Raw genomic sequence first — 13,021 nt, 5'->3', positions numbered from 1 at the left:
GAGCAGCAGCGCGGTGTTCGAGGTCTTGCGCAGGTCCGAGAGCAGAGCCAGCACCTGGGCCTCGACGAGCACGTCGAGCGCGGTCGTCGGCTCGTCGGCGACGATGAGCTCGGGCTTGAGCACGAGGGTCAGTGCGATCATGATGCGCTGCCGCATGCCACCGGAGAACTCATGGGGGTACTGCTTGTGCCGCGACGGCGGGATGCCGGTCGCCCGCAGCGCCTCGAGCGCCCGTTCCTCGCGCTGGGCCTTGTTCAGGGCCGGCTCGTGGGTGCGCAGCAGCTCGTCGAAGTGGTCGCTCACCCGCATCAGCGGGTTGAGCCGGGTCATCGGCTCCTGGAAGACGAGGCCGAGCTCGCTGCCGCGCATGGCGCGCAGCCGCTCGGCCGGCAGCGACACGATGTCCTCGCCGCGCAGCAGGGCCTTGCCGGTCATCCGGGCGCCCTCGGGCAGCAGGCCGAGCAGCCCCTTGCCCAGTGTGGACTTCCCGCAGCCCGACTCACCCACCAGCCCGACCGACTCGCCGGCGTTGATGACGAGATCGACGTCGTCGACGGCCTTGACGGGGCCGCGCGGGCTGCCGTACCAGATGCGCAGCCCGTCGACGGAGATGACGGGACCGGCGTGCTGCGGCGGAGGCGAGGCGTCGAGGAGCGCGCTCACGGACCGACCTCCTCGGTGGTGCGGTTGTTCGTGTCCTTGGGAGCCGTTGCCCCGTCGGCGGAGTTGTCGCCCGGCATCATGACCGTGGTCACGACCCGGCGGCGCAGGGTCGGGTTGATGATCTCGTTGAGCCCCTCGCCGACGAGGGTGAGCGCGACGACGAGGACGGTGATCGCGAGGCCGGGGAAGAGCGCCGTCCACCAGATCCCGGCGCCGGCGTCGGAGATCGCCCGCTGCAGGTCATAACCCCATTCGGAGGCTTCCGTGGGCTGGATGCCGTAGCCGAGGAAGCCGAGGCCGGCGAGCGTGAGGATCGCGTCGGCGGCGTTGAGCGTCGCGATGACCGGGACGCTGTGCACGACGTTGGAGAAGAGGTAGCGCACGACGATCGTGCGCGGCTTCGCGCCGATGGCGCGGGCGGCCTCGACGTACGTCGCCTCGCGGGCGCTCAGGGTGCTGGCCCGCACGACGCGGAAGTACTGCGGGATGTAGACCGCCGTGATGGCGATGGCCGCTGTCCAGACACCCCCGCCGATCCACGTGTCCGAGAGGATGAACGCGATGACGATGGCGAGCAGCAGGTAGGGGAAGGCGAACAGCGCGTCCATGAAGAGGACGAGCACGCGGTCCAGCCAGCCGCCGCGGTAGCCCGAGATGAGGCCGAGCGGGACGCCGATGACGACGGAGAAGACGACCGCGAGCACGACGACCTCGAGCGCGGTGCGGGCGCCGTAGACGGTGCGGGAGAGCACGTCGAGCGACTGGACGGTCGTGCCGAACAGGTGCGTGCCGTCCGGTCCCTCGAGCTTGGGGAAGCGGGCGTCGCCGTCGCGGTACTGGTCGAAGTCGTACGGCGCGATCCACGGGGCGAAGACGGCGAGGACGACGAACAGCACGGTGACGACGATGCCGCCGAGCAGCAGCCAGCGCGGGATACGGCGGGCTCCTCGGATCGGGCCGAGGATGCGGCCGCCCCGCCGCTTGGCGGAGGGCGCGGGGGGAGTCGTGGGCGCCTGGAGGGCCAGGGGGTCGGCGGCCATCAGTAGCGGATCCTCGGGTCGACAAGGGCGTTGATGATGTCGATGAGCAGGCTCACACCGACGACGATGAGCGCGAACATCGTGATGATGCCTTGCACGGCCGTGTAGTCGCGGTCGTTGAGATAGCCGACGAGCTCGTTGCCGATGCCCGGCCAGTTGAAGGTCTGCTCGGTCAGGACCGCGCCTCCGAGCAGGGAGGCCATCTGCAGGCCCATCACGGTGATGACGGGCACGAGCGCGTTGCGGAAGGCGTGCTTGCGCACGACGCGGCCTTCGGAGATGCCGCGGGCGCGAGCTGCTTCGACGTAGTCGCTCTGCAGCGTCTGGATGATGTTGACGCGCACCAGGCGGATCAGCACGCCGACGACGAGCAGGCCGAGCGTCACGGCGGGCAGGACCAGGTGGTGGAGCGCATCGCGGAACGCCGACATGTCGCCGGCCAGCAGCGCGTCGATCAGCAGGATGTGGGTCTTCTCCGGAATGGAGGCCTGAATGCGCGGGCTGGCCTGGCCGGAGGTCGGGAACCACCCGAGGTTCTTGCCGAAGAAGAGCTGGAACAGCAGCCCTACGAAGAAGACCGGCGCGGCGAACGTGACGATGCCGAAGACGCGGATGCCCACGTCGTCGAGCTTGTCGCGCCGCCGGCCGGACCAGAGCCCGAGCGGGAGACCGACGAGCAGGGCGACGAGGACGGCCCCGAGGGTCAGCGTCAGGGTCGCGCCGCCGTTGTCGACCACGATCTCGGACACCGCTCGGTTGTCCGTGATCGTGCGCCCGAAGTCCAGCTGCACGACCTGGCCGAGGTACTCGAAGTACTGCTTCCACACGGGCGCGTCGAAGCCGGCGGCCGCCCGCCGCTCCGCCAGCTCCTCCGCCGACAGCCGGCCGCCGAGCGCGCTGCTCACCGGGTCGCCGGGCGCGACGCGCATGAGCAGGAAGACGAGGCTGAGCAGGATCAGCACCATCGGGATGACGAGCAGCAGCCGTACGCCGACATAGCGCGCCAGCGAACCCACAGAGGACTCCTTCGACGAGAAAAGACAGAAGGGGAGGCGCGGGAAACCCCGCGCCTCCCCCGGCAGGGCGTCAGCCCTGCTTGCTCACCAGCCAGAAGCGGAAAGTGAACGACGGGTCGAAGGTGTCCTGGACACCGGTCACACCGTCGCGGACCGCCGCGATCTGCTTGCCCTGCCAGATCGGGAGGACGGGCACGTCCTCGGCGGTGATCTTCTGGATCTCCTCGAAGGCCGCCTGCCGCTCGGACTCCTCGGTGCTTCCCTGCTCCTGCGCGATCAGCTCGGTCAGGCGCGGGTTCTCGTAGCCGTTGTTGAAGTAGCCGCCCTTGCCGTCGAGGAACGGGGCGGAGTAGTTGTCCGGGTCCGGGAAGTCCGGGAACCAGCCGAGCTGGTAGAGCGGGTAGGTGCCTGCCTTGTAGTCGGTCTGGTACTGCTGCCACTCGGTGTTCTCGATCGTCACCTTGAACAGGCCGCTCTCCTCGAGCTGGCGCTGGATCTCGGTGATCTCGTCGGCGGCGTTGGGGCCGTAGTGGGTGGGGGTGTACCACAGCGTGATGTCGACCGGCGTGCTCGCTCCGCCGAGGAGGGCCTTGGCCTTCTCCACGTCGGGCTCGCCGTACTTCTCCTGGAAGGCCTCGGTGTGGAAGTCCAGGCCCTGCGGGATCATCGAGTAGAGCGGCGTGACGGTGCCGTCGTAGGCCTGGTCCGCGATCGCCTGGCGGTCGATGAGCTGCGCGATCGCCTGGCGCACGGCCTTGTTGTCCGACGGCGCCTGGTTCACCTGGAAGGTCAGGTAGCGGATCTCGGTGCCGTTGCCCTCGACGACCTGGACGCCCTGGTCGGACTCGCCGCGCAGGTCCTCGATGTCGGTCGGCGCGAGGCTGCGGTAGGCGACGTCGACGTCGCCCTCCTCGATCGCGAGCTTCAGCGCGGAGGCCTCGGTGTAGTACTGCACGATGAAGCCGTTGTTCTTGAGCTCGATGTCGCCCGCGTAGGACTCGTTCGGCTCGAACACGGCCTGCTGACCGCTGGTGAACGTCGACAGCTTGTAGGGGCCCGAGCCCACGGCCTGGTCGCTCGGCAGCAGCTCGTCGGCGGGGTAGACCTCGGAGTCGACGATCGCGCCGGCGCCGGTCGTGAGCACGAACGGCCACGTGGCGTCGGGGTTGTTCAGCGTCATCGTGACCGTGGCGGGGTCCGGGGCCGCGGTCGACTTGAGGTTCGCGAACAGCGACGACGGGCCGGAGTCGTCCTCGATGGCGACCATGCGGTCGAAGGACGCCTTGACGTCCTCGGAGGTCAGGTCGCTGCCGTTGGAGAACTTCAGGCCGCTCTTGAGCTTGCAGGTGTAGACCGTCGGCGAGGTGAAGTCGCAGCTCTCGGCGGCGTCCGGGACGGGCGTCGCCGAGCCAGGCTGGATCTTCATCAGGTTCTGGTACAGGTTGTAGATGAGCGTCCACGAGCCGAGGTCGTAGGCCCCGGCCGGGTCCGTGCTCGTCACGGTGTCGGTCGTGCCAAGGACGACCGACTCCGTGGACGAGCCCGCCCCTCCGCTCGCCTGCGGCGTGGCCGCGGCGTCGCCGCCGGTGTCGTCGTCGTCCCCGCCGCACGCGGTCAGCCCGAGGCTCGCGACGAGCCCCGCTGCCAGCGCGGCCGATCTCCAGGCCCTGCTGCGCATCCTGTGTCCTCGATCCGTGAAGTTCGTCGGAATGTCCACTTGCGTCGCACTCTAGGGAGCAGACCGCACGTGGGTCGCCGGAACCGTACGTTCGTCGGGTCTCAGCTCGGTTACGGCGAGTTCCGCGTATGTTAAGGAGGCGCTGAGCCGCGGCGCATCCTACAGATGTCGGACCACGGGTCCTGCAGCCGCTGGGATGGCGCCGATTCCGCCGGAGCGCCATGGCGTAGGGCCTCGCGGACGACGAACGGCGGGCCCTCCCGAAGGAGGGCCCGCCGTCGGTGCGCCGAAGGTGGAGTCAGCTGCTGCTCGTGCTCGACTGCACGCTCTCCTTGGCCTGCATGGCCGAGCCCTGCACGTCGGACTTGGCCGTCTGCGCCTCGTCCTTCACCGTCTGGGCCGCGTCCTGCGCCGTCGACTTCAGCGACTGCACCGCGTCCTGGGCCGGACCGCGCAGCGTCTCCTGCACCTCCTGCGCAGCCTGCTGCAGCTTCTCCTTGACCGGGCCGCTCGTCGCCTTGTCCTTGAGCTGCGTAGCCGCCTGCTGCTCCTTGCCCGAGGCCGGCAGCAGCGAGGAGACGAGCCAGCCGGCACCGAACGCGATGAGCCCGGCGGCGAGCGGGTTGCCCTGCGCCTGCTGCTTCACCGCGGTGGGGGCCTGCTGCACCGCGCCCTGCGCGCTCGAGACCGCGCCCTGCGCCCGCTCGCCCACGCTCGGGCCCTGGGACGCATACGGGTCGTCTGAGGAGTGCAGGCCGGGCGTGCGCTCCTGCACCATCGTCTTGGCGTCGGACGCCTTGCCCATGACCTTCTCCTTGACACCCGTGAGGGTGCTCTTCGCGTCCTCGACGCGCCGGTGCGCGATCGAGGCGGGGCTCACCTTGTCCGCGAGCGCGTCGACGTCGGAGCTGAGCTCCGCCCGCGTGCGCTCGATGTCCTGGCGGATCTGGTCGGGGTCGTCACTCATCGGGAATTCCTCCTTGGCCCTTCGGCCGGCAAATGGGTCGGCGGCCTAGCGGCCGGTGTTCGGCTTGAGCGCCGGCGGGACTTCCTTGACCGTTTCCATCGTCTGCTTGGGCGCGCGGACCTTCTTCATCTGTGCTCGGCCCATGACGAAGAGGACGGCGCCCACGACGGCCCAGATCACGGCGACGATCAGCGCGGCCAGCGACGTGTCCATGACGTTGTCGAGCGCCCAGAGCAGGGTGATCGACAGGAAGAGCAGGACCATGTAGCCCGCGAACCCCGCGGCGCCGAGCATGCCCGCGCCCTTGCCGGCCTTCGAGGCCTCCTGCTTCACCTCGGCCTTGGCGAGTGCCACCTCCTGGCGCATCAGCGTCGAGAGGTCCTTCGTCACCTCGCCGAGCAGCTCGCCGAGAGACGGGGTGTTCTGCACCTGCGGTCGGTCGGACCCGTACGCCGCCGACGCACCGCCGCCGGGCATCCCGGGCGCTGTGGTCACGGCCGGGCCTCCGTCGTCGAGGGACGCACGTCGATCGTGTCCGGGTCGTTGAGCGTCCCCGGGGCGGACCCGAGGTCGGTGTACGTCGAGCCCAGGTCGGCGTTCCCGGTCGTGGTGCCGGCGTCGTGGGCGCCGTAGGACTCGCTCATCTCGTCCGCGATCGGCGTCCCGCTGCCGAGGTCGCTGCCGGCGGCGTACGTGCCCCCGGCGCCCGCTCCGGCTCCGGCCGCGAGCGCCGCGCCCGTGCCGTAGCCCGCACCGGAGGTCGTGCCCGGGTAGCCGGTGGCGGCGCCACCGGCGTACTCGGTCCCCGCGCCCTCGGTGTAGACGCTGCCGTAGCCGGTGCCCGCACCGGCGCCCGTGTCGACGAGCGCGGCGGGCGCGCCGGTGGAGCGCGTGGAGCCGGTCGTGCCCGAGCCGCTGTCGTCGTGCGCAGCGGCCACCGCGCCGCGGGTCAGCCGGCCTGCGACGACCCCGGCGAGCGCCGCGCCGAGCAGGAACGTCCCGGTGCGCCGGCGGGCGAAGTCGCGGACCTCCTCCAGCAGGTCGCCGGGCTCGCGGCTCTCGATCCAGTCCGCCACCTCGTGGGCGCGGCTCGCCGCCTGGCGGGCGATCTCCGTGGCGACCCCGCTCTGCCCGCCGCCCTCGGCCATCGAGCCGAGCTCGTCGGCCAGCGCGCGGATGCCGCCCACGGCCTTGTCCTTCTGGGCGGTGCCCTGGGCCGTGGCCTGAGAGCGCGCCTCGCCGAGCAGGTCGCGGGCCTGGCTCTTCGCCTCCGCCGCGACCTGCTTGCCCTGGTCCAGTGCCGTCGTCGCGACCTGGGTGCCGGCTTCCTTGGCGGTGCTGCCGACCTCGGCCGCCGAGTCCTTTGCGGCCCCGGACACCTCGGCCACCTTGCCCGAAGTGCCGCCCGAGCTACTCGCGTCGGTCATGGTCTTCCTTCCGTGAGCGCGCCACGTGCTTGCAGTAGGGTGCGAAGCAGGTAACGCCCTGTCGTCTGGTCGGGAGCGGGAGTACCCGCTGCCATGCCCGGCATGCCTGGTTTGAGCGATCTCTATTCGATCGGGGCGCCCGCGGCGATCGGAAGGGAACTCGGCGTGGGCAACGCGCTACGACACGTGCACAGCGGCAAGGTCCGCGACCTCTACGAGCTGCCCGACGGCCGGCTCGTGGTCGTGGCGAGCGACCGCATCTCGGCCTACGACTTCGTGCTGCAGACTCCGGTCCCGGACAAGGGGCGCGTCCTGACGCAACTGTCGCTGTGGTGGTTCGAGCGGCTCGCGGACGTCGTGCCGAACCATCTGGTGACCACGGAGCTGCCGGACGGCGCGCCGGTGGAGTGGCGGGGCCGGGCCATGGTGTGCGAGCGGTTGGACATGTTCCCCGTCGAGTGCGTCGCCCGCGGCTACCTGACCGGCTCCGGGCTCGCGGACTACCGGGCCACCGGCGAGGTGTGCGGCAACCCGCTCCCGGCGGGGCTCGACGACGGAAGCTCCTTGCCTGAGCCGATCTTCACCCCTGCGACGAAGGCCGCGGTCGGCGACCACGACGAGAACGTCTCGTACGCGGCGGTCGAGCAGGCGTTGGGCGCTGCCACGGCCGCGGAGCTGCGCCGCCTGACCCTGGAGGTCTACGCCGTCGGGGAGCGGATCGCCCGCGAGCGCGGCATCCTGCTCGCCGACACCAAGCTCGAGTTCGGCGCCCGGGCCGACGGCACGGTCGTGCTGGCCGACGAGGTGCTCACGCCGGACAGCTCCCGCTTCTGGCCGGCCGACAGCTGGCAGCCGGGGCGGGCGCAGCCGTCGTTCGACAAGCAGTACGTCCGCGACTGGCTCACCTCGCCGGCCTCGGGTTGGCGCAAGGACAGCGGCGAGGCGCCGCCGCCGCTGCCGGACGACGTGGTCGAGCGCACCCGCGCCCGCTACCTCGAGGCCTATCTGCGCATCACCGGCAGAGCGCTCGATACTGTCGGCGCATGACGTGGCTGCTGACCGGCGGAGCCGGTTACATCGGTGCGCACATCGCCCTGGCCCTGCAGGAGTCCGGGCTGGGGGCCGTCGTTCTCGACGACCTGTCGACCGGTGTGCGGGAGCGGCTGGGGCCGGACATCCCGCTGGTCGAGGCCAACGTGCTCGACACAGCCGCGGTGCGCCGCGCGCTGCGCGAGCACGAGGTGACCGGCGTCGTGCACCTCGCGGCGAAGAAGGCCGTCGGCGAGTCGGTCGAGCGCCCGCTCTACTACTGGCAGCAGAACGTCACCGGGCTGGAGAGCCTGCTCACCGCCATGCAGGACGAGGGCGTGGAGCAGCTGGTCTTCTCCTCCAGCTCCTCGGTCTACGGCGAGCCGCAGACGGAGGACGTCGTGGAGGACGTCGTGCAGACGGCCCTGCAGCGCCCGGTCAGCCCGTACGGCGAGACCAAGCTCGTCGGCGAGTGGGTCATCGAGGACTTCGGCAAGGCCACCGGCACCCGCTGGGCGAGCCTGCGCTACTTCAACGTGGCGGGGGCGGGCGCGCCGCAGCTCGGTGACACGGGCGTCTTCAACCTCGTGCCGCTCACCTTCCAGGCCATCACCGAAGGCCGCAGCCCGAAGGTCTTCGGCGACGACTACGCGACGCGCGACGGCTCATGCATCCGCGACTACATCCACGTCGTCGACCTCGCCGAGGCCCACGTCGCCGCCGCCCGCAAGCTGGCCGCAGGCCCGCTCGCGGAGGCCTACAACATCGGGCGCGGTGAGGGCTCCACGGTCAAGGAGGTCATGGAGGTCACCCGCCGGGTGACCGGCATCGACTTCGAGTACGAGGTCGTCGCCCGCCGCCCCGGCGACCCCGCCCGGGTGGTCGCCCGCCCCGAGAAGGCGAACGCCGGGCTCGGGTGGACCGCCAAGCGCGACCTCGAGGACATGATCGCCAGCGCCTGGGAGGCCTGGCAGGCCCGCTCGGCCTGAGCCGGGGCGGGCCGGACCGGCCGAAGCAGGCCCGGCAGCGGGCCGCGGGAGGTGGGCACGTGGACCTGCGCACGGAGCCGGTGCGCGGGAGCGCCGCCTACCCGGGGCTCGCCGCGCTCCCGGGCCGGGAGCAGCTGCAGGCGCTGCAGGACGGCACCGCACCGGCCCCCTCGATCGCCCGCCTCGTCGGCCGCCGCATCACGCAGGTCGGCCCGGCCGAGGTCACCATGGTCCTGCCGGTCACGGGGTGGGTGGCCGGGCCGAAGGGCGACGTCCTGCCCGGGGTCCTCACCCTGCTCGCGGACGGCGCGTCGTACGCCGCCGTGCACACCGGCCTGCCGCCGCGTACGCCCTCCACGACCGCCGAGCTGGCGCTCACCTTCCTCACCCCGGCCCCGGTCGCACCCGGCAGCCTGACCGCGCAGGCCCGGCTGCTGCACGCCGATTCCGTCATGGCCCTGGCGGAGGTCTTCCTGCGCGACAGCACGGGCCGGCTCATCGCGCACGGCACGTCCCGGTGCTCCGTCTTCGCGCCCATCGACGGCTCGGTCGAGCTCGTCCCGCCACGGGCGCAGCCGGAAGCCGTCTCCTCGCCCGACCCGTGGGAGCGCCCCGCCCCGGCCGACGCGCCCGGCTCGTGGAGGGAGCGGAGCGGCCTGGGCCAGCTGCAGGCGCTGCTGACCGGCGAGCGCGTGCCGCCCCCGATCGACCAGCTGTTCGGCGTCCGGCTGCTCTCGGCGCAGGAGGGCCGGGTCGTGTTTTCCATGCCGGCCAGCCCCTGGCTGTGCCAGGAGTGGGGGACCGTCCACGGCGGGGCGCTCGGGCTGCTGGCGACCTCGGCCACGAGCGCCGTCGTGCAGTCGATCGCCGCCACCGGCACCGCGTTCGCCGCGCTCGACGTGAAGCTGAACTTCCTGCGCGCGGTGCAGCCGGACGGGCGCGACCTCGTCGCGACCGGGACGCTGCTGCACGCGGGCAAGCGGCTCGCCATCGCCACCGCCGAGGTGCGCCAGGGCGAGGAGCGGGTGCTCGTGTCGACCGGGAGCACGGCGCTGACGCCCCCGCCGCGGCGCTGAGCCCGCTCAGAGCAGCATGAGCAGCGGCAGCAGCACCGCCGCGAGGGCGCCGCCTCCCGCGACGACGCCGGCCGTCGCGAGCGTGACGCGCCAGGTCAGCGCGCGGGCCACCATCGCCATCGAGGCCAGGCTGACGGCCGGCAGCGTCACGAGCAGCGCGCCGACCGCGGCGTTCCCCACGCCGGCGGTGCCGAGCCCTTGCGCGAGCGGGATCTCCCCCGCGGTCGGGATGACGAGCAGCGTGCCCAGGACGATCGCGAGCAGGGCGGCGAGCACACCCCAGGACTGCGCGCTCTCGCCGAGCGGGAAGAGCCACCCGCTGAAGCCGCCGACGAGGAGCACCACGACGAGGTACTCCGGCACGATGACGACCGCGAGCCGGGCGAGCGCGAGGACGAACCGGCGGGGCGCGCCGGCGAAGCTCTCCTCGGCCTGGGGGACGCCCGCCTGATCCGCGAGCGAGGCGACGCGGTCGGCGCGTATGTCCGGCTCGGTCAGCCGGGCCACGAGCACGCTCCCGCCGACGACGAGGAGGCCGCCGACCAGGAGCCGGGTCGCCACCCACTGCCACGGGGCGACGAGCGCCAGGAAGGCGATCACGGCCGGGTTGAGCAGCGGGTTCCCCAGCCAGTACGCCACGACCCCGGCGGTCCGGACGCCGCGGCGGCGCAGGCTGGAGGCGACGGGCGCGGTGCAGCAGCTGCACATCATCGACGGGGTGGCGACGAGCCCGCCGACGAGCGCGCTCGCAGCGGGGCCGCGGCGGGACAGCACGCGGAGCAGCCACGTGCGCGGGACCAGGGTCTGCACGGCGGCGGCGATCAACAGGCCGGCCACGACGGCCTTCCACACCGCGTCGAAGTACGCGCGGGTGAAGGCGGTCGCCGCGGACCAGCTCGGGCCCGAGCCCGCTTCGACGCCGGCCGTCGCGAGCAGGGACTCCCCGGACCAGGCGCGGCTGTCCGAGAGCGACTGCACCTTCGACAGGTAGGGCGACCACTTCGCCCAGAGCAGCAGGCCGGCCGCGAGGGCGACGAACAGCAGCAGGCCGACCACGGGTGCGGCCCGGCGCGCAGCGGCCGGAGGGGGAAGGGACGGCGTCGTCATGCCGGTACGCGCTCCTCCCTGCCCGGGGGCTGCACCGCTCCCGTGGCGGGGCTGCGGGGCTCGCCTCCGCTACCCGGGTCGGGGAGGCTCACGCCTCTCCGTGGGGTTAGCGTTGCTCTTGCTGGGCAACTTCCGCTTCCCGGGGTCAGGAAGGAGGTCGGTGGCACATGGGCGTACGCACCTGGATCGAGGGCTGGCCGGTCTACCGCCAGCTCACCGGCCCCGACCCGCTGGGCCGGGGCGCCGCGTCGAAGTCGGCGGGCTCCAAGCGGCTGGTGGCGCGCACCGAGACGGCCGACCGGATGGCCAGGTCGGTCTGCCCCTACTGCGCCGTCGGCTGCGGGCAGCGGGTGTTCGTCAAGGACGAGCGCGTCATCGGCATCGAGGGTGACCCCGACAGCCCGATCTCGCGCGGCCGGCTCTGCCCGAAGGGCGCCGCCAGCGAGAGCCTCGTCAACGGGCCGCTGCGCCAGACCGAGGTGCTCTACCGCCGGCCCTACGGCACCACGTGGGAGAAGCTCGACCTCGACACCGCGATGGACATGATCGTCGACCGCGTGCTCGACGCGCGCCGTCGGGGCTGGCAGGACAAGGACGAGCAGGGGCGCACCCTGCGCAGGACGATGGGGATCGCGAGCCTCGGAGGGGCGACCCTCGACAACGAGGAGAACTACCTCATCAAGAAGCTCTTCACCGCGATGGGCGCGATCCAGGTGGAGAACCAGGCCCGTATTTGACACTCCGCCACCGTCCCCGGTCTGGGGGCCTCGTTCGGTCGTGGCGGCGCGACGACTTCTCTGCAGGACCTGCAGAATGCCGACTGCATCATCATCGAGGGCTCGAACATGGCCGAGTGCCATCCTGTCGGGTTCCAGTGGGTGATGGAGGCGAAGGCCCGCGGGGCGAAGGTCATCCACATCGACCCGCGCTTCACGCGGACCAGCGCGCACGCCGACACGTTCGTGCCGATCCGCTCCGGGACCGACATCGTCTTCCTCGGCGCGATCATCAACCATGTGCTCTCGAACGACCTCTGGTTCGAGGACTACGTCAAGGCCTACACGAACGCGTCCTGGATCATCAGTGAGGACTTCCAGGACACCGAGGACCTCGACGGGCTGTTCTCGGGCTTCGACGACGAGAAGCGCTCCTACGAGACGAAGTCGTGGCAGTACGCCGGCCAGGAGGGCGGCGGTGACTCGGGGGAGAAGACCGACCGGTCCCGCGACTCCGAGCAGGGCCATCAGCTCGGCTCCGGGGGTGCGGCGCTCCACACCCACAAGGTGCAGAAGGACGAGACGCTGCAGCACCCGCGGTGCGTCTTCCAGATCCTCAAGCGGCACTTCTCCCGCTACACCCCGGAGATGGTCGAGGAGGTCTGCGGCATCTCGCCGGACGTGTTCGCCGAGGTGGCGGACGCGTGGGCCTCGAACAGCGGGCGTGACCGGACGACGGCGCTGGTCTACAGCGTCGGCTGGACCCAGCGCGGGACCGGTGTGCAGTACATCCGCACCGGCTCGATCCTGCAGCTGCTGCTGGGCAACATGGGCCGTCCCGGCGGTGGCATCCTCGCCCTGCGCGGACACGCCAGCATCCAGGGGTCGACGGACATCCCGACGCTCTACAACCTGCTGCCGGGCTATCTCGCGATGCCGCACGTCGCCGAGCACAGCACGCTGCAGTCCTACGTCGACGAGATCAAGGGTGTGAACCAGAAGGGCTTCTGGGGCAACGCCGACGCCTACATCGTCAGCCTGCTGAAGTCCTACTTCGGTGACAAGGCGACGGCGGAAAACGACTTCTGCTTCGACTACCTGCCCCGGATCAATGCCGACCACGGCACCTACAGCCAGGTCATGGACATGATCGAGGGCGGGAAGATCTTCGGCTACTTCCTGCTCGGGCAGAACCCCGCTGTCGGATCGGCCAACGGCCGAGCCCAGCGGCTGGGCCTGGCCAATCTCGACTGGCTCGTCGTCCGCGACCTCGTCCTCATCGAGAGCGCGACCTTCTGGCAGAACGCGCCGGA

At 71.5% G+C, this 13,021-nt stretch carries 12 protein-coding genes; 4 read left to right on the top strand and 8 right to left on the bottom strand.

The annotated features are described in order from the left end of the window. The 7 genes from G9H71_RS18205 to G9H71_RS18175 all read right to left on the bottom strand — a co-directional run. Window positions 1-663 (bottom strand): ATP-binding cassette domain-containing protein (locus tag G9H71_RS18205; RefSeq protein ID WP_166284212.1); only part of this gene is annotated, 663 nt, incomplete at its 3' end. Next, complete coding sequence (locus G9H71_RS18200) at window positions 660-1,703, bottom strand: ABC transporter permease (RefSeq protein ID WP_166284211.1); 1,044 nt, start codon at window positions 1,701-1,703, stop codon at window positions 660-662. The genes G9H71_RS18205 and G9H71_RS18200, both read right to left, overlap by 4 nt. Beyond that, window positions 1,703-2,719, bottom strand: a complete 1,017-nt coding sequence (locus tag G9H71_RS18195) for an ABC transporter permease (protein ID WP_331273094.1) — start codon at window positions 2,717-2,719, stop codon at window positions 1,703-1,705. Before G9H71_RS18195 ends, G9H71_RS18200 begins: the two co-directional genes overlap by 1 nt. A gap of 70 nt (window positions 2,720-2,789) precedes the next feature. After that, window positions 2,790-4,397 carry an ABC transporter substrate-binding protein gene (locus G9H71_RS18190; RefSeq protein ID WP_166284210.1) on the bottom strand — a complete coding sequence of 536 codons (1,608 nt, stop codon included), beginning with the start codon at window positions 4,395-4,397 and terminating at the stop codon, window positions 2,790-2,792. 298 nt (window positions 4,398-4,695) lie between these two features. Further along, window positions 4,696-5,364 carry a DUF3618 domain-containing protein gene (locus G9H71_RS18185; protein WP_166284209.1) on the bottom strand — a complete coding sequence of 223 codons (669 nt, stop codon included), beginning with the start codon at window positions 5,362-5,364 and terminating at the stop codon, window positions 4,696-4,698. A gap of 45 nt (window positions 5,365-5,409) precedes the next feature. Continuing rightward, window positions 5,410-5,841 carry a phage holin family protein gene (locus tag G9H71_RS18180; RefSeq protein WP_166284214.1) on the bottom strand — a complete coding sequence of 144 codons (432 nt, stop codon included), beginning with the start codon at window positions 5,839-5,841 and terminating at the stop codon, window positions 5,410-5,412. 14 nt (window positions 5,842-5,855) lie between these two features. After that, window positions 5,856-6,791, bottom strand: coding sequence for a hypothetical protein (locus G9H71_RS18175; RefSeq protein ID WP_166284208.1), 936 nt, complete (start codon window positions 6,789-6,791; stop codon window positions 5,856-5,858). Window positions 6,792-6,956: 165 nt separating this feature from the next. Between G9H71_RS18175 and G9H71_RS18170 the strand changes: the two genes are divergently transcribed. From G9H71_RS18170 to G9H71_RS18160, 3 genes are read left to right on the top strand one after another with little or no spacing between them, the layout of a single operon-like run. Beyond that, window positions 6,957-7,838, top strand: a complete 882-nt coding sequence (locus tag G9H71_RS18170; RefSeq protein WP_331273092.1) for a phosphoribosylaminoimidazolesuccinocarboxamide synthase — start codon at window positions 6,957-6,959, stop codon at window positions 7,836-7,838. Beyond that, window positions 7,835-8,809: a UDP-glucose 4-epimerase GalE gene (gene galE, locus G9H71_RS18165; protein ID WP_166284206.1), complete on the top strand. Its 975-nt coding sequence runs from the start codon at window positions 7,835-7,837 to the stop codon at window positions 8,807-8,809. The genes G9H71_RS18170 and galE overlap by 4 nt, the downstream gene beginning before the upstream one ends. Before the next feature lie 59 nt (window positions 8,810-8,868). Next, window positions 8,869-9,885, top strand: coding sequence for a PaaI family thioesterase (locus G9H71_RS18160; RefSeq protein WP_166284205.1), 1,017 nt, complete (start codon window positions 8,869-8,871; stop codon window positions 9,883-9,885). A 6-nt stretch (window positions 9,886-9,891) separates the two neighbouring features. Here G9H71_RS18160 and G9H71_RS18155 read toward each other — a convergent pair whose 3' ends face one another. Further along, window positions 9,892-10,992 carry a permease gene (locus G9H71_RS18155; RefSeq protein WP_166284204.1) on the bottom strand — a complete coding sequence of 367 codons (1,101 nt, stop codon included), beginning with the start codon at window positions 10,990-10,992 and terminating at the stop codon, window positions 9,892-9,894. A 167-nt stretch (window positions 10,993-11,159) separates the two neighbouring features. Between G9H71_RS18155 and G9H71_RS24685 the strand changes: the two genes are divergently transcribed. After that, the coding region (locus tag G9H71_RS24685) for a molybdopterin-dependent oxidoreductase (RefSeq protein WP_269204739.1) at window positions 11,160-13,021 on the top strand (1,862 nt) is incomplete at its 3' end.

This window comes from Motilibacter deserti, assembly GCF_011250635.1.
GTDB lineage: Bacteria > Actinomycetota > Actinomycetes > Motilibacterales > Motilibacteraceae > Motilibacter_A > Motilibacter_A deserti.
This window is presented reverse-complemented; position numbering and strand designations above follow the sequence as displayed.